The organism is Rhodoferax sp. GW821-FHT07F03 (assembly GCF_059418745.1).
The window spans coordinates 1-20,994 of record NZ_JBWKQM010000018.1; the positions used below are offsets into that span (position 1 = coordinate 1).

At 62.2% G+C, this 20,994-nt stretch carries 20 protein-coding genes and 1 tRNA gene; 12 read left to right on the forward strand and 9 right to left on the reverse strand.

Annotated features, from left to right (window positions below):
• Positions 1-382 precede the first annotated feature (382 nt).
• Positions 383-1,195: a hypothetical protein gene (locus tag AC07R0_RS23375; RefSeq protein WP_495106666.1), complete on the forward strand. Its 813-nt coding sequence runs from the start codon at positions 383-385 to the stop codon at positions 1,193-1,195.
• Positions 1,196-1,594: 399 nt separating this feature from the next.
• Here AC07R0_RS23375 and AC07R0_RS23380 read toward each other — a convergent pair whose 3' ends face one another.
• Complete coding sequence (locus tag AC07R0_RS23380; RefSeq protein ID WP_495106667.1) at positions 1,595-1,738, reverse strand: hypothetical protein; 144 nt, start codon at positions 1,736-1,738, stop codon at positions 1,595-1,597.
• Between the two features lie 194 nt (positions 1,739-1,932).
• Positions 1,933-2,017 (reverse strand) — tRNA-Leu (locus AC07R0_RS23385).
• Between the two features lie 41 nt (positions 2,018-2,058).
• Between AC07R0_RS23385 and cysM the strand changes: the two genes are divergently transcribed.
• The 3 genes from cysM to AC07R0_RS23400 all read left to right on the forward strand — a co-directional run bounded on the left by cysM (position 2,059) and on the right by AC07R0_RS23400 (position 3,866).
• Complete coding sequence (gene cysM, locus AC07R0_RS23390; RefSeq protein ID WP_495106668.1) at positions 2,059-2,961, forward strand: cysteine synthase CysM; 903 nt, start codon at positions 2,059-2,061, stop codon at positions 2,959-2,961.
• Between the two features lie 97 nt (positions 2,962-3,058).
• Positions 3,059-3,580 carry an NUDIX domain-containing protein gene (locus AC07R0_RS23395; RefSeq protein WP_495106735.1) on the forward strand — a complete coding sequence of 174 codons (522 nt, stop codon included), beginning with the start codon at positions 3,059-3,061 and terminating at the stop codon, positions 3,578-3,580.
• Between the two features lie 58 nt (positions 3,581-3,638).
• Positions 3,639-3,866 carry a sulfurtransferase TusA family protein gene (locus AC07R0_RS23400; protein WP_490593390.1) on the forward strand — a complete coding sequence of 76 codons (228 nt, stop codon included), beginning with the start codon at positions 3,639-3,641 and terminating at the stop codon, positions 3,864-3,866.
• 54 nt (positions 3,867-3,920) lie between these two features.
• On the opposite strand, the gene AC07R0_RS23405 is transcribed toward AC07R0_RS23400, so the two are convergent.
• Entirely contained in the window at positions 3,921-5,114 is a 1,194-nt protein-coding gene (locus AC07R0_RS23405) for a glycerophosphodiester phosphodiesterase (RefSeq protein ID WP_495106669.1), read from the reverse strand.
• Between the two features lie 114 nt (positions 5,115-5,228).
• Positions 5,229-8,120: a valine--tRNA ligase gene (locus AC07R0_RS23410; RefSeq protein ID WP_495106670.1), complete on the reverse strand. Its 2,892-nt coding sequence runs from the start codon at positions 8,118-8,120 to the stop codon at positions 5,229-5,231.
• Positions 8,121-8,313: 193 nt separating this feature from the next.
• Between AC07R0_RS23410 and AC07R0_RS23415 the strand changes: the two genes are divergently transcribed.
• The 5 genes from AC07R0_RS23415 to queF all read left to right on the forward strand — a co-directional run bounded on the left by AC07R0_RS23415 (position 8,314) and on the right by queF (position 12,957).
• Positions 8,314-9,090, forward strand: coding sequence for an SDR family NAD(P)-dependent oxidoreductase (locus tag AC07R0_RS23415; RefSeq protein ID WP_495106671.1), 777 nt, complete (start codon positions 8,314-8,316; stop codon positions 9,088-9,090).
• A gap of 81 nt (positions 9,091-9,171) precedes the next feature.
• Complete coding sequence (locus AC07R0_RS23420; RefSeq protein ID WP_495106672.1) at positions 9,172-10,152, forward strand: sensor domain-containing diguanylate cyclase; 981 nt, start codon at positions 9,172-9,174, stop codon at positions 10,150-10,152.
• A 93-nt stretch (positions 10,153-10,245) separates the two neighbouring features.
• Positions 10,246-11,028, forward strand: a complete 783-nt coding sequence (yaaA, locus tag AC07R0_RS23425; RefSeq protein ID WP_495106673.1) for a peroxide stress protein YaaA — start codon at positions 10,246-10,248, stop codon at positions 11,026-11,028.
• Positions 11,021-11,887 carry a 2OG-Fe(II) oxygenase gene (locus AC07R0_RS23430; protein ID WP_495098877.1) on the forward strand — a complete coding sequence of 289 codons (867 nt, stop codon included), beginning with the start codon at positions 11,021-11,023 and terminating at the stop codon, positions 11,885-11,887. The genes yaaA and AC07R0_RS23430 overlap by 8 nt, the downstream gene beginning before the upstream one ends.
• A 221-nt stretch (positions 11,888-12,108) precedes the next feature.
• Positions 12,109-12,957, forward strand: a complete 849-nt coding sequence (gene queF / locus AC07R0_RS23435; RefSeq protein WP_495098878.1) for an NADPH-dependent 7-cyano-7-deazaguanine reductase QueF — start codon at positions 12,109-12,111, stop codon at positions 12,955-12,957.
• Positions 12,958-13,205: 248 nt separating this feature from the next.
• Here queF and gapS1 read toward each other — a convergent pair whose 3' ends face one another.
• The 5 genes from gapS1 to AC07R0_RS23460 form a co-directional block, all read right to left on the reverse strand.
• Positions 13,206-14,786 (reverse strand): GapS1 family protein, encoded by a 1,581-nt coding sequence (gene gapS1 / locus AC07R0_RS23440; RefSeq protein WP_495106674.1) that lies wholly within the window; start codon positions 14,784-14,786, stop codon positions 13,206-13,208.
• A gap of 332 nt (positions 14,787-15,118) precedes the next feature.
• Positions 15,119-15,466 carry a GFA family protein gene (locus AC07R0_RS23445; protein WP_495106675.1) on the reverse strand — a complete coding sequence of 116 codons (348 nt, stop codon included), beginning with the start codon at positions 15,464-15,466 and terminating at the stop codon, positions 15,119-15,121.
• 25 nt (positions 15,467-15,491) lie between these two features.
• Positions 15,492-15,905: a VOC family protein gene (locus AC07R0_RS23450; protein WP_495106676.1), complete on the reverse strand. Its 414-nt coding sequence runs from the start codon at positions 15,903-15,905 to the stop codon at positions 15,492-15,494.
• Positions 15,906-16,072: 167 nt separating this feature from the next.
• A complete protein-coding gene (locus tag AC07R0_RS23455; protein ID WP_495106677.1) occupies positions 16,073-16,828 on the reverse strand; it encodes an SDR family NAD(P)-dependent oxidoreductase in 756 nt (251 codons plus the stop codon).
• A gap of 25 nt (positions 16,829-16,853) precedes the next feature.
• Positions 16,854-18,239, reverse strand: coding sequence for a mannitol dehydrogenase family protein (locus tag AC07R0_RS23460; RefSeq protein WP_495106678.1), 1,386 nt, complete (start codon positions 18,237-18,239; stop codon positions 16,854-16,856).
• Between the two features lie 165 nt (positions 18,240-18,404).
• Here AC07R0_RS23460 and AC07R0_RS23465 point away from each other — a divergent pair, with 165 nt between their 5' ends.
• From AC07R0_RS23465 to AC07R0_RS23475, 3 genes are all read left to right on the forward strand, one after another.
• Positions 18,405-19,157, forward strand: a complete 753-nt coding sequence (locus tag AC07R0_RS23465; protein WP_495106679.1) for a FadR/GntR family transcriptional regulator — start codon at positions 18,405-18,407, stop codon at positions 19,155-19,157.
• Positions 19,158-19,188: 31 nt separating this feature from the next.
• A complete protein-coding gene (locus tag AC07R0_RS23470; protein ID WP_495106680.1) occupies positions 19,189-20,037 on the forward strand; it encodes a substrate-binding periplasmic protein in 849 nt (282 codons plus the stop codon).
• Between the two features lie 83 nt (positions 20,038-20,120).
• Complete coding sequence (locus AC07R0_RS23475; RefSeq protein ID WP_495106681.1) at positions 20,121-20,969, forward strand: transporter substrate-binding domain-containing protein; 849 nt, start codon at positions 20,121-20,123, stop codon at positions 20,967-20,969.
• Positions 20,970-20,994: the final 25 nt, after the last annotated feature.

Sequence of the window (20,994 nt, forward strand, 5' to 3'; positions counted from 1 at the left end):
AGAAAGAAAACGGGTTTACGATGTCTGGGCCGAATCGCGAGAGGATTGTTTAGCTGTTTTCACACAGCCTCGGCCCAAAGCCGACGGTGGGCATCGCTCTCCAAAGCGGTCTGCGATGCGCTACCCAGCGTTCCCGCGGTCACAACCTTGCCCTGCGAGCGCCCCGATTTCATATCTTTGCAAGCTATAGTTCCGGATTGCAAGCCTGCCGGGTCTCGCGGAATTTTTATACCTGGATGTTTGCACAGAAAGATCGTTAAAACGCAGGCTGTAAGCCACTCTCAGGAGGAAGCCGTGACCAGAATACCCCGCATCACCCAGCTTATCCCGCAGATTTTGCGGCCTACATCACGTTAGACCGCCAGGAAGAATTGAAGTGCACATGGAACTTTCTGATTCGCTGAGCGCGATTCACCGTAGCTACGCCCAGTCTGTTACGTTGCTGAACGGCTACCTTCATCATATGGACAACTCCATAAAGCAGCTCCGAAAGGAACACGGGGCGCTTTTTGCAAGGCTGGAGGCGGCGCAGTATGGGAAGCCAGATCCCCGCCCGCCAAAACCGGGGGAGAAGACATTCGAGATCGAGCTAAGCGGCACGGATTTGGCTCTCATTGTGGAGGCGATGAATCATGCGGCGGGGCACCAGGCGGCATACCCCAACCTGACGTTTCGAATGTCGTTCGTTTACCTCGTGGCGTTGTTCGACGCGTTCCTGGTTGACATATTCGCCAATGTCGTAAAGACACGACCGACGATCCTGAAGTCTTCGAAGAAGCAGATCTCCTACGATCGACTTCTTGAGTTCGGAACGTTCGAGGCTATGGTTGAATTCATCGCAAGCCGCGAGCTTAACGAGCTAAGTTACAAATCAATTAAGGACCAGGCTGAGTACTACCGTGATCGTTTTGGAGTCATACTTGACGACTCCGGCGTCTCTGTGAACGAGCTTGTGGAGCTCAGGTGCACTCGCAACTTGCTTGTGCACAGCAACGGTATCGTTAATCACATCTACTTGGAGCAGGTATCAGGAGCTACGTATAAATCCGGAGACGATGTTCAAGTAGATGCGGAATATTTCAGCCGCGCGGTCAAGAGTCTGGAAGCGGTCGCGTCTTTCATAACAGCAAAGCTGATCGAGAAGCACGCGACCGTGACCGCAGGGGAAACGCTCATTCAACTGCAGGCGACTTGATGCTGTAGACGAGCGGTCTAACTTATTGGTCGACACGGACTCGCGCGGGTGGCGGACCGCAACGTGCGCGCTGGTCACCTTCAGAGTTGAGCGTCCGCTTTCTCAAAAAGTCACTGGCTGATATTGGCCGTATTCTGTCGCACCGGGCTCGCCCCCGCGGCTACCCAGGTGCAGCCCTGCACTAGTGTGTTGTGGTTACGGCTGTATGCCTGTAGACGGCAGAGTCTTTTCAAGATTGGCTTTGACATTCAGGGCGGGGAGCGGCGGTGCATCAGGGTGCGTGGGCCTGCATAGCCACAGCTGGCCATGCTCATGGGGGGCGGCCTTCCTGCAGACCGATCTCGGTCCTGGTCAGCAGCCAGCCATCACCCACGGATCGAAGGATGACGGGATCTGCAATCACGGCAATCGTACGACACGCTGTGCTTCCGTAGCGCTCATACAGCGTAGCGCAGCGAAGGTGGTGTTGCTCTTGGCGTCCATGTCGCCAAAGATCAGGTGCGCGCGCACTGGCTGCGGCCATTCGTCTTGACGCAGCCGCATGCCATTTTTTCGCAGGAAGATGCTTTCGCAAAGCACTGTTCAAACATGCAGTCCTTTGCCCAGGCCATAGGACTGCATCCATGTGCGAAAAAGGTGATCCACAAAAGAAAAAACCGCCATGTAGACGGTCTTAACATTCTTGCTTTGCGGAACGTGTCGCGGAACATGCTACACATTTAATAGCTATAAAGCTATGGTGCCCGGGGCCGGAATCGAACCGGCACGCCTTGCGGCGGGGGATTTTGAGTCCCCTGCGTCTACCAATTTCACCACCCGGGCATGTGCAGAAGCAAGACCAATATTATGGCACAGTGTGGGGCATGAAATACCAAACAATTGAAGACGTCATCGGAAAAACTCCGCTTGTGGCTTTGCAGCGCATTGGTGCTGCGGACAATTCGGCGCGTGGCAACGTGGTTTTGGGCAAGCTGGAGGGCAACAACCCCGCAGGCTCGGTGAAGGACCGGCCGGCCTTGTCCATGATCCAGCGGGCGCAGGAGCGCGGCGAAATCAAGCCGGGCGATAGCCTGATCGAGGCCACCTCGGGCAACACCGGTATCGCATTGGCGATGGCGGCGGCGGTCAAGGGCTACCGCATGGTGTTGATCATGCCGGAGGACTTGTCCATCGAGCGGGCCCAGACCATGAAGGCTTTTGGTGCCGAGCTGATCCTGACGCCCAAGAGCGGCGGCATGGAGTACGCCCGGGACCTGGCCGACCAGATGCAGCGCGAAGGCAAGGGTAAGGTGCTGGACCAGTTTGCTAATGCAGACAACCCCCGCGCCCATTATGAAAACACCGGTCCTGAAATTTGGGCCGATACCCAGGGCAAGATCACGCACTTCGTCAGCGCCATGGGCACGACCGGCACCATCACCGGCGTGTCGCGCTTTTTGAAAGAGAAGAATCCGGCCGTCAAGATCATCGGCGCCCAGCCCAGCGAGGGCTCGCGCATTCCCGGCATCCGCAAATGGCCGCAGGAATACCTGCCCAAGATTTACGACCCCAGCCATGTGGACGAGCTGGTCTATGTGGGCCAGGACGATGCCGAAGAAATGTGCCGCCGCCTGGCGCGCGAGGAAGGCATTTTTGCCGGTATCTCGGCTGCAGGCGCTTGCTGGGTGGCGCAGCAGATTGCACAGCGCGAAGAGAATGCGACCATTGTTTTCGTTGTCTGCGACCGTGGTGATCGCTACCTTTCAACCGGCGTGTTTCCGGCTTGATTCAGACATGCTGAATTTATAAGAAATAGGCCGCTGGCGCTGATTTCACCTGCGCTAGATGCTATGTTTTCTGTAGCTTTGAAGGATGCCCGAAGCCATGGCCGCTGAGTTCAAATTCTGCCCGCAGTGTGCCACTGCGCTGGCCTGGATCAGCCAGGAAGAAGACGGCGGGCCGAAGCAGCGCCTGCGTTGTCCGGCCTGCGACTTCACGCACTGGAACAACCCCACACCGGTGTTGGCTGCCATCGTCGAATACGGCGGGCAGATCCTGCTGGCACGCAACGCCGCCTGGACCTCTGATATCTACGCGTTGATCACCGGCTTCATGGAGGCCGGTGAAACGCCCGAAGAGGGCATTGCCCGCGAAATTCTGGAAGAAACCAACCTCACGGCCTCTGCGCTGGAGCTGATCGGCGTATATGACTTTCAACGCATGAACCAGCTGCTGATCGTCTACCACGCGGTCGCGCATGGCGAAGTGCGTTTGTCGCCCGAGTTGGTCGACTACCGGCTGTACAACTTTGAAGACGTGAAGTGCTGGCCTGCGGGTACCGGCTACGGGCTGGCCGAGTTCCTGAAGCGCCGGGGCTACGAGCCGCAGTTTCGCGAGCTGGGCTGATGCCGTGCGCGGGCATCTTCCGCACTAAAATCACGCACCACCCAAGGACCACCGCCCCATGCAGACAGACAAAGAAATCGACACGCGCGGCCTGAACTGCCCGCTGCCCATCCTCAAGGCCAAGAAAGCGCTGACCGATATGCAAAGCGGCCAGTTGCTCAAGGTGGTGTCTACCGATGCGGGTTCGGTGCGCGACTTCCAGGCTTTCTCCAAACAGACTGGAAACGAACTGATGGAGCAGACCACGGAAGGGGCTGACTTCATCCACGTGCTACGCCGGCGCTAATGCTTGGCACGCGCCGTGCCCCGTAATAGGGGCAGCGGCGCGGCGATTCCTGTTTTACTTCAGCAGCGCCTTGCGTGCTGCCAGCGCCGTGTCGGTGAAGTCGGTGAACACGCCGTCCACACCGGTCTTGTAGATAGCGGTGTATTCGTTTGCGCCATCTTTCGCATAGTCGATGGCCAGGCGGCGTGACTCGTTGCGGAATGTGAAGGGGTGCACGAACAGGCCGGCCTTGTGGGCATCTGTCACCAGGCTGGTGGGCGCCATGGAGGTGGCGTCGGCGTCGTTGATCTTGCCATCACCATTCACGTCCACAGGCTTGCCATCGGCGCCGATGGTGCCTTTGATGCTGATGATGTAGCGCTTCCACGGGCCGATGCCGTCGGCATAGGTTTTGATCTCGGCCAGACCTGTGGGCGTGACCATGGCGTCGAAGTTGCGTTTGTCACCCATCAGCGTCCAGTCATAAGGGCGGTCGCTAGGCAGCTTGAAGGTGACCTTGCCGGTCGCCAGGTCGATGTTGTCGCCGTCGACCAGCTGGACCATCTTGGTTTGCAGGCCTTTGCTCTTCATGTACTTCAGGCTGCCGGGCTCAAACGACTGGACGAAGATGGGCGCCGATTTGCTGTTCCAGCCGGCCTTGACGATGTGTTCGACAAACATGTCTTCCATCGGCAGGCCGAGCGACGCGAAGTAGCTGGGGTTCTTGGTTTCCGGGTAGATGGCAATCGTGCGGCCGGTGGCCTGCGACTGGGCCTTGGCCAGGTCAATCACTTCTTGGAAGGTGATGACCTTGAACTGGCCATTAAATTGCTGTGGCCGCTCTGCATCGGTGGAGATTGCGCCTAGGGTCTTGATTTCGGCCAGCGTGAAGTCGTCGCTGAACCAGCCGGTCTGGGTTTCGCCATCGACCTGGATGGTCTTCTTGCGCGAGGCGAATTCGGGGTGTTTGGCGACATCGGTGCTGATGGCCAGGTTCGGGTCGTGGCGGGCGATCAGTTGGCGGTCTTTGGTGACGATGATGTCCATCTCGATCACGTCGGCGCCCAGTTCGATGGCGCGGATATAGGCTTCGCGGGTTTCTTCGGGCAGGTAGCCGGATGCGCCGCGGTGCGCAATCACCAGTGGTTGTTGGCCGTTGAGGGTAGACACGGCGCCCATGGTTTGGCCAGGCATGCTGCTGCAGGCACTCAGGCCTACCGCGACCAGCAGGGCCGAGGTGGTACGCAGGGGAAAGGAAATCGAGGACATGCACTACTCCTAGGTTAAGTAGCGGCCGATGCTATGGCGGATATGTGACAGTTGTGTTGAAAAAAAGCCCCAGTGCCGCGTGTGCGGCCTGGGGCTTGAGTGGAGCTTGCGGGCTTAACCCAGGCGTGCCAACTGCTCTTTCAGGCGCTCCAGGGTGGCGCCGAAGTCGCTGATGCGGCCGCGCTCCAGCGCGATCACGGCCGGCGGCGCCTTGGCCACAAAGGCTTCGTTACTCAGCTTGTTGGTGGCCTTGGCGATTTCGCCTTCCAGGCGCGCGGCTTCCTTGCCCAGGCGGGCTTTCTCGGCGGCCACGTCGATCTCCATGTGCAAGCACAGGCGGGCATCGCCGGCCACCACGGTGGGGGCGGCCTGCGCGGCAGCTTGCCAGGCGGCTTCGTCATCGAACAGCTTGACTTCGCTGAGCTTGGCCAGCGACTGCAGCACCGGCGCCACCTCTTGCATGAAGGCGGCATCGCCCACGCAGTACAACGGCATGCGGGTGGCGGGTGACACATTCATCTCGCCGCGCAGATTGCGGCAAGCGTCGACCAGGCCCTTGAGCTTGGTCACATGGGCGATGGCGGCCGGGTCAATCTTGGCCGGCTGGCATTGCGGATAGGGCGCGATGCTCACCGAGTCACCGGGAATGCCGGCCACTGGCGCGACCTTTTGCCACAGCTCTTCGGTGATGAACGGGGTGATCGGGTGGGCCAGGCGCAGGATGGCTTCCAGCGTGCGGATCAGGGTGCGGCGGGTGGCGCGTTTTTGGGCGTCGCTGCCGATGTTGATCTGCACCTTGGCGATTTCCAGGTACCAGTCGCAGAACTCGTTCCAGGTGAAGTCGTAGATGGCGTTGGCCACGTTGTCCAGGCGGTAGTCGGCAAAGCCCTTGGCGACTACCGCCTCGGCTTGCTGCAGCTTGGAGCTGATCCAGCGGTCGGCCTGGCTGAAGTCCAGGTAGCCGCCGGGGCCGCATTCCTCGGGGGTGTGGTCGCGTACACCGCAATCCTGGCCTTCGCACTGCATCAGCACGAAGCGGGTGGCGTTCCACAGCTTGTTGCAGAAGTTGCGGTAGCCCTCGCAGCGCTTGCTGTCGAAGTTGATGCTACGGCCCAGGCTGGCCAGGGAGGCAAAGGTGAAGCGCAGCGCATCGGCGCCAAAGGCCGGAATGCCCTCGGGGAATTCCTTCTCGGTGTTCTTGCGCACCGCAGGCGCGGTCTCGGGCTTGCGCAGGCCGGTGGTGCGCTTGTCCAGCAAGGGTGCCAGGGCGATGCCGTCGATCAAATCCACCGGGTCCAGCACATTGCCTTCGGACTTGCTCATCTTCTTGCCCTGCGCGTCGCGCACCAGGCCGTGGATGTAGACATGCTTGAACGGCACCTGGCCGGTGAAGTGCGTGGTCATCATGATCATCCGGGCGACCCAGAAGAAGATGATGTCGTAGCCCGTGACCAGCACGGAGGAGGGCAGGTACAGGTCGTAGTCCTGCGTCTTCTCTGGCCAGCCCATGGTGCTGAACGGCACCAGCGCCGACGAGTACCAGGTGTCGAGCACGTCTTCATCGCGCTTGAGCGTTTTGCCCGGCGCCTGGGCTTGGGCCTCGGCTTCGTTGCGCGCCACATAGACCTTGCCGTCTTCGTCGTACCAGGCTGGGATCTGGTGGCCCCACCACAGTTGGCGGCTGATGCACCAGTCCTGGATGTTGTTCATCCATTGGTTGTAGGTGTTGACCCAGTTCTCGGGCACGAACTGCACCTGGCCGCTGCTCACAGCCTCGATGGCTTTTTGCGCGATGCTCTTGCCGGTCGAGTCCTGGTCGCTGACCTTGGTCATGGCAACGAACCACTGGTCGGTCAGCATGGGCTCGATGACCTGGCCGGTACGGGCGCAGCGTGGCACCTGCAGCTTGTGCTTTTTGGTCTCGACCAGCAGGCCGAGCTCGGTCAGGTCGGCAACCACCTTCTTGCGCGCCACGAAGCGGTCCAGGCCCTGGTAGGCGGCGGGGGCGTTTTCGTTGATCTTGGCGTCCAGGGTCAACACGCAGATCATCGGCAGCTTGTGGCGCTGGCCGACCTGGTAATCGTTCTGGTCGTGGGCGGGCGTGACCTTCACCACGCCGGTGCCGAAGGCCTTGTCCACATAGTCGTCGGCAATCACCGGGATCTCGCGGTTGCACAGCGGCAGCTTGACCATTTTGCCGATCAGGTGCGTGTAGCGTTCGTCCTCGGGGTGCACCATCACGGCCACGTCGCCGAGCATGGTTTCCGGGCGGGTGGTGGCCACGGTCAGCGAACCGGAGCCCGAAGCCGCAAGGCTTCCATCCGGATCCACCAGCGGGTACTGGATGTGCCACAGGAAGCCGTCTTCCTCTTCGCTTTCAACTTCCAGGTCGGACACCGCGCTTTGCAAAATCGGGTCCCAGTTCACCAGGCGTTTGCCGCGGTAGATCAGGCCTTGCTGGTACAGCTGCACAAAGGTTTCGGTCACCGTCTTGGACAGCTTCGGGTCCATGGTGAAGTACTCGCGACTCCAGTCCACGCTGTCGCCCATGCGGCGCATCTGGCCGGTGATGATGTTGCCGGACTTCTCTTTCCACTCCCACACCTTGGCGGTGAAGGCTTCGCGGCCCAGGTCGTGGCGGCTGATTTTTTGTTCCTGCAACTGGCGCTCGACCACGATCTGGGTGGCAATGCCCGCGTGGTCGGTGCCCGGAATCCAGGCGGTGTTATGGCCCGCCATGCGGTGGTAGCGGGTCAGGCTGTCCATGATGGTCTGGTTGAAGGCGTGGCCCATGTGCAGCGTGCCAGTCACATTCGGTGGCGGCAGCTGGATGGCGAACGACTCCGCGCCGGCCTGCGCCTGGCCCGTGCCCCGGTGCCCGGCCACGCCATAACCGCGCCGTTCCCATTCCGGGCCCCAGTGCGCTTCCAGCGCGGCAGGTTCGAAGGATTTGGACAGGGATTGCAAGCCGGGCTGGGCGGGAGCGGTGGAAGCGGTGTCGGTCATGGTCTAACAGGTTCTTTCAGGGAGGGCGCGATTTTACCGGGCGGGTACAGAGATATGGATTTGCTACGGTTTTGGTAGCTGCTGGCGCAGGTGTTATCTGCGCCAGAGCCCTGTTTTTCATATAAATACCCGGGGCCTGCGGGGGCTTAGGCGCTGGGTTAGGCTGGCAGCCACTTTTCAACGGAGTACATCCATGGACCTCGGTTTGGGCGGTAAAAACGTATTGATCACCGGCGGCAGCAAGGGCATAGGCCTGGCCTGCGCCCAGTTGTTTCTGGCCGAGGGCGCGCGCGTGGCACTGGTCTCGCGCTCGCCGGCGAACCTGGATGCGGCCCGTGCCGCACTCGGCGATGTCTACACCGTGGCCGCCGACCTGACGGATGCGGCCGCCGCCGCGGCCATGGTGGCGCAGGTCGAGGCGCAGTTCGGCCCCATCGACATTCTGGTCAACAGCGCCGGCGCCGCGCGCCGCACCCATGCTGACGACCTGACGCCGGCCGCCTGGCGCGCCGCCATGGATGCCAAGTACTTCAGCTACATCCATGTGATCGACCCGGTGGTCAAGCTGATGGCGGCGCGCGGGCAGGGTGCCATCGTCAACATCATCGGCAACGGCGGCAAACTGGCCTCGGCCGTGCACCTAGCCGGCGGGGCGGCGAATGCGGCGCTGATGCTGGCCACCGCGGGTCTGGCCCATGCCTATGCGGGCCGGGGTGTGCGTGTGGTGGGCTTGAACCCGGGCTTGACGAATACCGAGCGCGTGGCCGAAGGCATGCTGGCCGAGGCCAAGCACGCGGGTATCAGCCCCGAGGAAGCGCGCGAGCGTGCCATCCAGAAGCTGGCCCAGGGCCGGCTGGCCGAGCCGGAGGAGATCGCCAACATCGTGCTGTTCGCCGCCTCCGAGCGCGGCCGCTACCTGACGGGTGCCAACATCACTGTGGACGGGGCTTCGGCGCCTACGGTGGTGTAGCTCTTCGCCATGCAAATAGGGCTGGCCTGACACCGAACTCTGTCTCTAGAATGGGCTCACCTTCTTTTTCAAGGAGAGTCCATGATCAAGCCTGGCCTTGCGCCCGACGAGCCTTTCCGCCTCGGCACGCTGCGCTCGCTCAACCTGCTGGACACCCCGCCCGAGGAACGCTTTGACCGGCTGACCCGCATGGCCAAACGCATGTTTGGCGTGCCCATGGCACTGGTCAGCCTGGTGGATGAGAACCGCCAGTGGTTCAAATCGGCCCAGGGTATGGCGCTTACCGAGACCCCGCGCGATATCTCCTTCTGCGGCCATGCCATCCTGAGCGATCGGCCGGTCCTGCTGGTGCCCGATGCGCTGCAGGACGAGCGTTTTTTTGACAATCCGCTGGTGGTGAACCCGCCGCACGTGCGCTTCTACGCTGGCTGGCCCTTGAAGGCGGTCAACGGCAGCAAGCTGGGGACGCTCTGCCTGCTGGATACGCAGCCGCGCAAGCTCAGCCCCGAAGATCTGCAGCTGATGGGCGACCTGGCCGCCATCGTGGAGCAGGAGATATCCACCTACCAGATGGCCACGGTGGACGAGCTGACGCGGCTGCAGAACCGGCGCGGTTTTCTGGCGCTGGCCGAGCACGCGCTGGCACTGGCTACGCGCAAGTCCATTGCATGTTGCCTGGTGTTTTTTGACCTGGACAAGTTCAAGGCCATCAATGACAACTTTGGCCATGCCGAGGGCGACAAGGCTCTGCAGGCCTTTGCTGACCAGATGCGGCGCAGTTTTCGCAATGCCGACATCCTGGCCCGCCTGGGCGGCGATGAGTTCGTGGTCCTGCTGTTCGATTGCCCGCATGCTCTGGCGCAGACCATTGTGGAGCGCTTGCTGGCCGCCTTGGACCGGCGTAACCAGTTCTCCCACAGCGGATATGCGATTGCGTGCAGCCACGGCATTGTGCGGGTGTCCCCGGAGGTGCGCGAGTCGGTGGAGGCTCTGCTGTCGCGTGCGGATGCGCTGATGTACGAAAACAAGCGCAGTAAAAAGACCTTGGCGACGGTCGCGTAGCGCGGTTCCAAGAACCTGTTCAAGGCCTATTCGGAGCGGCAACCGGGTTGTGGGTGGCAGCACCCGATAATCCCGGCCAAAGGATGTTTGCCCATGTTGTTTTTGTTGTCGCCCGCAAAGGCCCTTGATTTTGAAACGCCCGCCACGGGAAAGCCGCATACCCAACCCCTGTTCACCCAACAGTCCACCGAGCTGATTGCGCTGCTGCGGGCCTACTCGCCCCAGCAGATTTCCGAGCTGATGCACCTCAGCGATGCGTTGGCCGGGCTGAACGTGGCCCGCTACCAGGCCTGGAGCCCCCAATTCACTGCCAAGAACTCCAAGCAGGCCGTACTGGCCTTCAACGGCGATGTGTACGGTGGGCTGGACGCGGCTACGCTGGCACCCGAGGCTCTGGCCTGGGCCCAAGACCATGTCTGCATACTCAGCGGCCTGTACGGCGTGCTGCGCCCGCTGGACTGGATGCAGCCCTACCGGCTGGAGATGGGCACCCGCCTGCCCAATCCGCAGGGCGCCACTCTGTACAAGTTCTGGGGCGCGCAGATATCCGACTACCTGAACCAGCGCCTGCAGGCCGATGCCACGCCGGTGGTGGTGAATCTGGCCTCGCAAGAGTATTTCAAGGCGGTGGACCGCAAGACCTTGAAGGCGCGGGTGGTGGAATGCGTATTTGAAGAGCACAAGAACGGCCAGTACAAGATCATCAGCTTCATGGCCAAGCGCGCCCGCGGGCTGATGGCGCGCTACGCCACCCTGCACCACCTCAGCCTGCCGCAGCAGTTGCAGGGCTTTAACCTGGAAGGCTATGCTTATGTGCCCCAGGTGTCCGAGCCCGACCGCCTGGTTTTCCGTCGCCAAGGAGCCCCCCATGCCTAAGTCCCACGCCAACGCCGCGCAGCAGACCATCACCCCGGCACTGCGGCAATGGATCATTGCCCAGGCCGAGGCCGGTTTCACGCCCGATGTGGTGCTGAAGGCCATGCGGGATTCGGGCTGGAGCGAAGAGGTGGCCGTGGAGGCGATGGAGAGCACGCTTACCGCCCATTTGCAGGCGCGTAAACAGAGCTTGCCGCCGGCGGTGGCCGTTCCTGGGCCTGACCTGTCGCAGGCCCCCTTGCAACTGGATGTGGGCGACCGCCAGGTCCGCGTGCTGTCCGTGATGCAGAACCCGCGCGTGGTGGTGTTTGGCAACCTGCTCAGCGACGAGGAGTGCGACGCCTTGGTCGAGGCCGCCCGGCCGCGCCTGAGCCGCTCGCTGACAGTGGCCACCCGGACCGGCGGCGAAGAAGTGCACGTGGACCGCACGAGCGACGGCATGTTCTTCAGCCGGGGTGAAAGCCCGCTGGTCCAGTGCATTGAAGAGCGCATTGCCCGCCTGCTGCAGTGGCCCCTGGAAAACGGTGAAGGCCTGCAGGTGCTGCACTACCAGCCCGGCGCGCAGTACAAGCCGCATTACGACTACTTCGACCCGCAGGAGCCGGGTACGCCCACCATCGTCAAGCGCGGCGGCCAGCGCGTAGGCACCTTGATCATCTACCTGCGCGAGCCCGAACAGGGCGGTGCCACCATCTTCCCCGATGTGCAGCTGGAGGTGGCACCGCAGCGCGGCAACGCCGTGTTCTTCAGCTACGACCGCCCGCACCCGGCCACCAAGACCCTGCACGGCGGCGCACCCGTGCTGGCGGGCGAAAAGTGGATCGCCACCAAGTGGCTGCGGGAACGAGAGTTTAATTAGACACCCCCAGGCTCCACGCTGCGCGTTTCCGCCAACCCCTCCTTCGGCAAGCTCAGGACAGGCCTTGCAGGGGGTGAACCCGACGGCCCGCCAGAGCCGGTTCCACGGGTTCCTTGGAGGAATGCAGGGCGCGCCTATGCCGTGGTGTCACGAATCACAAGAAAAATAAGCAGTTGGCGCAGATATCTTCTGCGCAGGCTGCTACTAAAGGTATAGCAATCATGAACACTCCAGAACAATCCCAACTGGGCAAGTCCTCGGCCTATATCGACCAGTACGACGCGTCGTTGCTGTTCCCGATTCCGCGTGCCGTCAAGCGCGCCGAGATCGGGCTGGCCGACAAAGCCGCGCCTTTCTTTGGTGCCGACCTGTGGACTGCCTTCGAGCTCAGCTGGCTGAACCTGCGCGGCAAGCCACAGGTGGCGCTGGCGCACATCACCGTGCCTTGCGAGACGCCCAACATCATCGAGAGCAAGTCCTTCAAGCTTTACCTGAACAGCTTCAACAACACCCGCTTTGCCGATGCCGCCATGGTGCAGGCGCGCATCCGCACCGATATCAGTGAAGCCGCCTGGCGCGGCAGCGATACGCCCTCAACGGTGGGCGTGCGCATTCTGCTGCCCGAGCTGTTCGACCAGGAGCCCGTGCACGAGCTGGACGGCCTGAGCCTGGACCGGCTGGACATGGACTTTGACAATTACAGCCCCGCACCCGAGCTGCTCAGCGCCGCGCTGGACGAGGCCCCGGTGTCCGAGGTGCTGACCAGCAATCTGCTGAAAAGCAATTGCCTGGTCACCGGCCAGCCCGACTGGGGCAGCGTGCAGATCAGCTACAGCGGCCCGCAGATCGACCAGGCCGGGTTGTTGAAATACCTGGTGAGCTTCCGCAACCACAACGAGTTCCACGAGCAGTGCGTGGAACGCATCTTCATGGAGCTGTGGACCCGCTGCAAGCCGATCAAGCTTAGCGTCTACGCACGCTACACGCGGCGCGGCGGTCTTGACATCAACCCCTACCGCACCAGCCACCCGGGCACGCTGCCGGGCAATATCCGCACTGCGCGGCAGTAGGGGGCGGCCAGGCCTAGCCCCTCCGGCTGCGGATATTCACTGCGGCCATGTGTTTGTCCTGGGGAGCTCCGTTCTTTCCAGTTGTTAGCGCTTTGCTTTAGTTTTGCTACGCAAGGGGGAGGGGCTGCTCTGGGTTGATTGCTGCCATTCGCGGCGGACTTGACGTCAGGCAGCTAGCGCCCCGGACCGGTCACTCGGCCTTCTCGCAAGTCGCGGCTCGTCCAGCGAACTTCGCAACTATCGTTAGTTCAGCCCTTTTGCTCTACGGAGTCGAAGGAGGTTGCATCGCCCCCAAATGCAACGGCTATCCGCGCCTCAGCGGCCTCTTGCGCTTCTCGCAGCACTGAGGGCCGCGACCAGCGCTTGGTGTACTTCCCTAGAAAGTCTGAAAAGAACATCCGGGCCGACTGTCCGTCCTGATTCGCGGCCGCAGATTCCTTTAAAAGCATGGATAAGTTGACTTCACCTGCGGCGACGCAACCCATCGTGTTCTCGAAGTCGTCGATGGAAAGGATGAAGACGTTCGAAAGAGGAAGCCGCTGCTTCGCCTGTTCGTCCGGGTAGTCAAACTCGCTTGGCGTATAGAGCCGCTGGAGCGCATCGCCCCCGCCGATGACTAGGTTTCGGCTCGTTACTACCAGCAGAAAATCCTGTTCCGCACTGAACCGTGAACCAAATCCGCTTGCCTCATCCCGAACCTGACTACCGACGCGCCAGCCCTGCTTAATGCCGTCGCGAACCCGTTTTGTTTTTTGATAAATTGCCTTCTCGTTGTCCTGCAGTAGCACGTCGTCTGCGAACAAGCTCATCTTGGCTTCAACGAAAATGTTGCAGGCCTCACCTTCAAGGATGACTTCTACAGAGTGAGCTTCACCCCCAACCGTTTTCTTATAGTCGGCTTCGGTAAGGGCAGCCATTCCGCATCCGGTGGCGAGTTCCGTCACGTACTGCTCGAACACACGGCTGAATGAATCGACGTAATCCTTCCCGAGCGACGACATGCGGAGGTGCACCGCATCCTCTAGGCCGCGTGCAAACACCAACGGGTGCCAGCAATGCAGCGTGCCATCGCGTAACCGTAGAAAAGGGAATCGACGTAAGTATGGAAACTCATAGAGTTCCTGTTTTCCGCGGATTCGCTGGGCTGCATCTCCCCGCAACTCGGCTCGCAGCCCAGGTAGGTCACGCACGAATAGCTCATACATGCGGTCGACGGCTGCCCCATAGGTAGGTCTCCACGGCGAAAGCCAATCGGGGCCGAGGGGCATCTTCCCGTCAAGGACCGCCGCATAGAGACCGTAAGCTAGGTCGATGAATACATTCGGCTCCATGCCTATCACTTCCCTAAACTGCTTCCTACTAGTGCTACCGGGGTTCAGTCGTGCGTAAAGCGCAGGCCACCTAAGGAAGCTCCAGGTTTCCCGCCGTTGGAACTCGATTTGGACGTGGAGAATTGATCTCACCATGAGCCATACATTTGACCGGTTATTGGCGCCATCCACTAAGCCTGGCAGGTCCCACAACTGCTGGCGCAAGCGGTCGAGCTCTAACTGAGTAATCGGGGGGCCTATGCGGAGATTGACTTCCTTGTCCTGCAGCGCCCATTTCACGAGCAGCAGCGTCAGCCATGGCGCGCTGCGCAGCTCTTCGATTGCAGGTTTGGGTGGGTTCCACATCATATACAGCGCTATGTCAACGATGGACGTAGCGCTGTATCTGCGCAGACGATTTACGATGGATTTGTGCGCCTCTTCGATGCCTCGTTTTGGCAAAGGGGCCACTGTAGCGACCATGCGGTAAATGAGGGGCAATTTCGACGTGGTGGGCATAAGTGCGGCATTGTCCTCCCGACTCAGTTTGCGGTTACTGCGGGTGCGAACGGCTTCGCTGGGTCAGGATAGCAACCACTATCCCCACGCCATTTCTGGCACCCGAACACACGAGGTGACATGAAATTTCAGCCGATGCCATGTTAAGCGCGTGAGCGCGTTTCAGTGACTGGTTGAAGCCGCCGCCGAAAGCCGCCCCTCGTGGTCTGCAAGTTGAGCAACCGCAACCGCTGCGAAGCAGACGCCGTGCGCTCCGGTTACAACTCACCAGCAATCCCGGCACGCTGCCTCTCAACATTAGCACGGCGTGTGTGTAGCGCCAGTAAGCCGACTCAGGCCGACCGGCCGTCGTAGTGCTGCACCGGGATGGCATCCAGGTCCAGCCCCTCCAGGCAGCGGATGTTGATGGCGGCCATGCGATTACCTTTGGGGTCGGTGCCTTCACCAAACGGATGGATGCCGCAGCTGGCGCAGAAGTGGTGCTGGATCACATGCTTGTTGAACAGGTAGGTGCTCAGGTTTTCCTCGGGGGTCTGCAGCTGCAGCTGCTCGCGCGGCACGAACCACATCAGCGAACCCTTGCGCACGCAGATCGAGCAATTGCATTCCATGGCGCCTTTGATTTCACCGTCCACGGTGAAGCGGATCTTGCCGCAGTGGCAGCTGCCGGTGTAGACCATACCGAGTCTCCTGTCGAAGTTGTTGTTAAGGCATCACAATGACCATCCAGGACACGCCGAACTTGTCGGCCACCATGCCAAAGCTGGAGGCGTAAAAGGTCTTGCCCAGGGGCATTTGCACCTGGCCGCCCTGGCTCAGCGCGTTGAACAGCTTTTCGGCATGCGCGCCATCTTTGGCGTCCAGCGACAGCGAGAAGCCTTTGAAGCTTGCCGGCTCGGTGCTGTTGCCGTCCGAGGCCATCACCACCGCTTCGCCTACGCGCATGCTGGCATGCATGATTTTGTTCTCGAAGCCCGGTGGCAGCATGCCTTCTGGGCAGCCACCAGGGGCTTCCGAGTAGCGCATCAGCATTGTGACTTCGGCCCCCAGCGCCGCGGTGTAAAAAGCCAAAGCTTCTTCGCAGCGGCCGTTGAAGAAAAGATAAGGTTGCACTTGCATAAAGCCTCCTGTGGAATGTGGAAACCATCCATCCAGGGATGCTAGAGCCGATGTCGGACGGTGTCTACACCGGATGTAACCGAAGGTGTCTGCCTTGCAATGCTATGTAAATAGGAGCTTCTTACGCAGGTGGAATCTGCGCTGTCGGCATATTTTGTGCAGATTCCTCAATCGAACTGCAGGCCGCCGTTCAGGTCCAGCACCTCGCCGGTGATGAAGCCGCTGAGCGGATGGGCCAGGAACAGCACGCTGTGCGCCAGCTCTTCCAGCTCGCAGAAGCGGCCGACCGGGATCTTCTGCCGCAGCTCGGCCTGGCGCTCGGCGCTGACCTGCTCGGTCAGCATCTGCGTCTTCACGAAGGTCGGGGCCAGCGCGTTGCAGGTGACGCCGAACGGCGCGTACTCGCGGGCGAAGCTGAAGGTCAGCGAAATGATGCCGCCTTTGCTGGCCGCGTAAGCCGGTAGTGGCGACAGGCCGCCGGTCTTGGCGCCGTACGACGACATGTTGACGATGCGGCCAAAGCCGCGCGCCTTCATGCCCGGTACCACGCGCTGGCTGACGAAGAACACGCCGTCCAGGTTGATGCGCAGGGTCTTGTGCCAGAGCTCGGGCGTGGTTTGCTCGCAGTTGGCGTACTGCAGGAAGCCGGCGTTGTTGACGCACACATCGATGCGGCCAAAGTGCGCCTCGATCTGGTCGCAGGCGGTCTGTACCTGGGCGTAGTCGCTGACGTCCATGACGAAGCAGGCCAGGCGGTCGCCGTGCGCGGCCAGAGTGCTGGCTACTTGCTCGGTGTGCAGGTCGGTGGCGGCCACGCGGTAGCCGGCCTCCAGCAGCGCGCGGACGGTGGCCAGGCCCATGCCGGCGTTGGCGCCGGTTACGAGGGCGACCTGGTCTTGGATAGGGGGTGTGTTGTTCAGCATGGGTGAGACTCGGGTTGGTGGAAATTCAGGATGCGAGGCTGCTGCGCAGCTCGGCCAGTGCGGCGGCCACGCTGCCGGTCTGGATGCGCTGCAGCCAGTTCGTCACGCGGGCGGTCCATTGCGGCTTGTGGGGCAGGTCGTCACCCCAGACGGAGGGCAGGGCCAACACGGCTTGGACCGTGGCTGCAGCGTCGCCGCGGTGCTGCTGCGCCAGCGCCTGCAGCGTGGCGCCCAGCGGGTCCGAAATCGCATACGGCTGCCCGGCATCGTCCTCGGCCCGCAGGTAGCGCAGCCATACCGCGCTGGCAAAGGCCAGGGGCTCGACCGGCGCGCCGGCGGCGAGACGGGCCTGGATGGTCGGCAGCCAGCGCAGCGGAATCTTCAGCGAGCTGTCGGAGGCGATCTGGTGCACCTTGTGGCGCAGGTCGGGGTTGGCAAAGCGCGCCAACAGCGCGTCGCGGTAGGCCGGCAGGCCCGGGCGCTGCAGCTGCGGCATCACCACGTCGGTCATTAGGTGGTGGACGAACCAGTGGATGTCCGGCTGGGCCACGCAGTCGGAGACGGTGGGCAGGCCCATCACCGCGCCCATCAGCGCGATGGCCGTGTGGCTGCCGTTCAGCATGCGCAGCTTGGCTTCTTCGAAAGGCAGCACCTCCTGCACCACCTGCACGCCGGCAGAGGCCAGCAAGGCGGCGTCTTGTGGGTCGACAAAGTTGTCTTCGATCACCCATTCCCAGAAGCCCTCGGTGCCCAGCGCGCAGGCGTCTTCCATGCCCAGCATCTGGGCGGCGTCAGCGCGGTGCTGCGCGGTGGCGGCCGGCACGATGCGGTCGACCATGCTGTTCGGGAAGCGGCACTGGCGGTCTATCCATTGCGCCAACGCGGGGTCGGTTGTCTCTGCCGCGTCCAGGCATAGCTGGCGCAGCTTGTGGCCGTTGCCGGTGAGGTTGTCGCAAGAGGCGATGGTCAGCCCGCCCAGGCCCGCCGCCTGCCGTGCCGCCAGGCCTTGGAGCAGCAAGGCGGCGAGTTCGGGTCCATAGGCTTTTTCGGTGACGGTCAGCGTGATCCAGCGGGTGCTGGGCGCGGCGATGGCCGCTACTACCTGCTGCGGTTCGCGCGCGGCCACGCAGGTCTGGCTTAGCGCACCCACCACCTGCCAGCGCCGCCCCTCAGCACTGGCGATCTGCAGCGCGTACAGGCCGTCCTGTGCGGCCAGCGCATCGGCGAGCTCGGTGCTGCGCATGGCCACGCCCAGCACGCCCCAGCGCGGGTCGCCCTGGCCCAGCAAGGCATCGAACACGACGGCCTGGTGGGCACGGTGGAAGGCCCCCAGGCCCAGGTGCACCACGCCTATCGGCAAGGGGCTGCGCTGGTACTGCGGCAGCTGCAGCGATGGGGGGGAGGCGGTCAAGGTAGCAAGAGAGGCTTGGGAAAGTGCGCGCATGGGCTGGTAGGGACAGAGCGAAAAAGGATGTCATTGGACAACTGGACCAACCAATTAGCCCATAGTGGTAAACCATTAAACCAAATTTTGGTTTACCAATTAATATTTGGTCCAACCACTTTGAAGAACACCATGGCACTGCAATTGATCCAACCCAGCGACGATGGCTCGGTCTCCCCAAAGACCGACAAGACCGAGAAACTCGGCTCGGACCGCTCCTACCAGCGGCTGGCAGCGCAAATGCTGCTGCTGATTGCGCAGGGCGAATTCAAGCTGGGCGAGCGCCTGCCTTCGGAGCGCGCGCTGGCCGAGCGCTTTGACGTCAGCCGCACCTCGGTGCGCGAAGCCATGATTGCGCTGGAGTTGCAAGGCGTGGTCGAAGTGCGCGGCGGCTCGGGCATTTATGTGACCCAGACCAGCAGCACCAGCGCCGCCCCGGTCTACATGCCCGAGACCGGCCCCGGCCCCTTCGAGCTGCTGCGCGCACGCTGCCTGATCGAGTCGGAAATCGCCTCGGTAGCGGCTGAGACCCGCAAGGACAGCGACCTGGACCGGATCTTCTCGGCCCTGACCGATATGCACGACAACATGGACGACAAAGAGGCCAACGAAGCGGCGGACCAGTTGTTCCACCTGCGCATCGCCGAGTCCACCGGCAACAGCGTGCTGCTGCAGATGGTGACCGCCATGTGGGCCCAGGCCCGCGGCCCGGTCTGGACCAAGATCGAACACCACTTCCACACCCCCGATCTGCGCCTGGCCTCGCATGCGGACCACCAGCGCATCTTCAAGGCCTTGCTGGCGCGCGACCCGATTGCCGCCCGGGCGGCGATGCGCGCCCATCTGGAGCGCGTCATCGGTGAATTTGCCCAGGCCTGGCGCTAGGCCTCTCGCGCACAGAACAACAGGAGACAACATGAGATTCAAGCCCTTGCATTCCACGTCCGCCCGCCACTGGCTGGCCGGCCTGTTGCTGGCCGCCGGCAGCTCTGCGCTGCTGGCCCAGGCCCCGCCGGCCCCGGGCGCCAGCCCGCGCATCGATGCGATCCAGAAGGCCGGTGAGCTGCGTGTCGGCGTGCTGCAAAACTCGCCCTGGCTGGTAGAGAACACCACCGGCAATGGCGCGGCCTGGAGCGGCCCGGCCTGGCTGCTGGCCACCGAATACGCGCGCTTGCTGAAGGTCAAGCTGCAACCCGTGGCCGTGTCGCATGAAACCAAGGTGCCGGTGCTGGCGGCCAACCAGGTCGACATGACGATCAGTCCGCTGGGCGAAACCCCGGAACGCCTGAAGGTGGTGGACTTCGTTGTCTATTCCAGCACCAGCGTCTGCATGTTCGGACGCGCGGGCAACGAAAAGCTGGCCAAGGTGAACTCGGTGGACGACCTGAACAGCCCCGACATCACCATCGCCTATTTCACCGGCGGCGCCGAAGAAAACTGGGTCAAGGAGCGCTTCCCCAAGGCCAAGCTGCGCGCCGTGGCCAGCTCGGGCGCCACCGCGCCGGTAGAGGAGATCATGGCCAAGCGGGCCGACGCGGCGCCGATCAACCGCGTGCCCTGGGTGAATCTGAACCAGAAGGTCAAGGGCCTGGTGGTCTACCCCAAGGACAACAACTGCCAGGGCAGCCAGGAAAAAGCCTCGCCCGTGGGCCTGGCGGTAGACAAGAACCAGCAGGTGTATCTGGACTGGCTGCGCCAGGTAGAAAAGACGCTGCAGGCCACGCTGACGGCGGACGAAAAACGCGTCATCGACAACATCAAGTGAGCTGGGTGCGGCCACGCACCCAGTAAGCCGCGGCGCGGGACCGCGATGGTTTCCCGCATCCACACATCTATCGGAGACACAACATGCAGAAACACACTGTCCGCCTTGGCGCGGCCAAAATCATCGCCGCTGCCGCGCTATTGGCTGCCGCTTCCAGCGCCGCCCTGGCCCAGACCCCACCGGCCCCCGGTGCCAGCCCGCGCATCGACGCGATCCGCAAGGCTGGCGTGCTGCGCGTCGGCGTGGTCAACAACCCGCCCTGGCTGGCGCAGAACACCACTGGCGAGGGCGAGCCCTGGGCCGGCCCATCGTGGCTGCTGGGCAAGGAGTTCGCCAAGCTGCTGGGCGTGAAGATCGAGCCCGTGCCGGTGAGCCATGAAACCAAGGTGCCGGCGCTGATCGCCAACCAGATGGACATCATGATCGGCCCGCTGAACCAGAACGCCGAGCGCTCCAAGATCATCGACTTCGTCACCTTCTCCAGCACCGGCGTCTGCATGTTCGGCCGCGCCGACAACCCCAAGTTCACCAACGTGAAGACGCTGGAAGAGTTCAACAAGCCCGAGATCACCATGGCCTATTTCTCGGGTGCTGGCGAAGAGCCCATGGTGCGCGCCCAGTTCCCGAATGCCAAGCTGCGCGGTGTGACCAATTCCGGCTCTGTCGCGCCCATCGAAGAAGTGCTGGCCGGCCGCTCCGATGTGGCGCCGCTGAACCGCATGCTGTGGCCCAACATCAGCAAGAAGGTCAAGGGCCTGGCGGTGTTCCCCAAGGAAAACAACTGCCAGGACAGCAAGATCTTCGAGATCAAGACCGGCATGGGTGTGAACAAGAACGAGCAGGTCTATCTGGACTGGCTGCGTGAGGTCGAGAAGCGCATGGAGCCGGCTTTGGCAGCCGAAGAAGTTCGCATGACGCAAGCGCTGAAGTAAGCGCCGGCGCAACCTGAGGACTGCC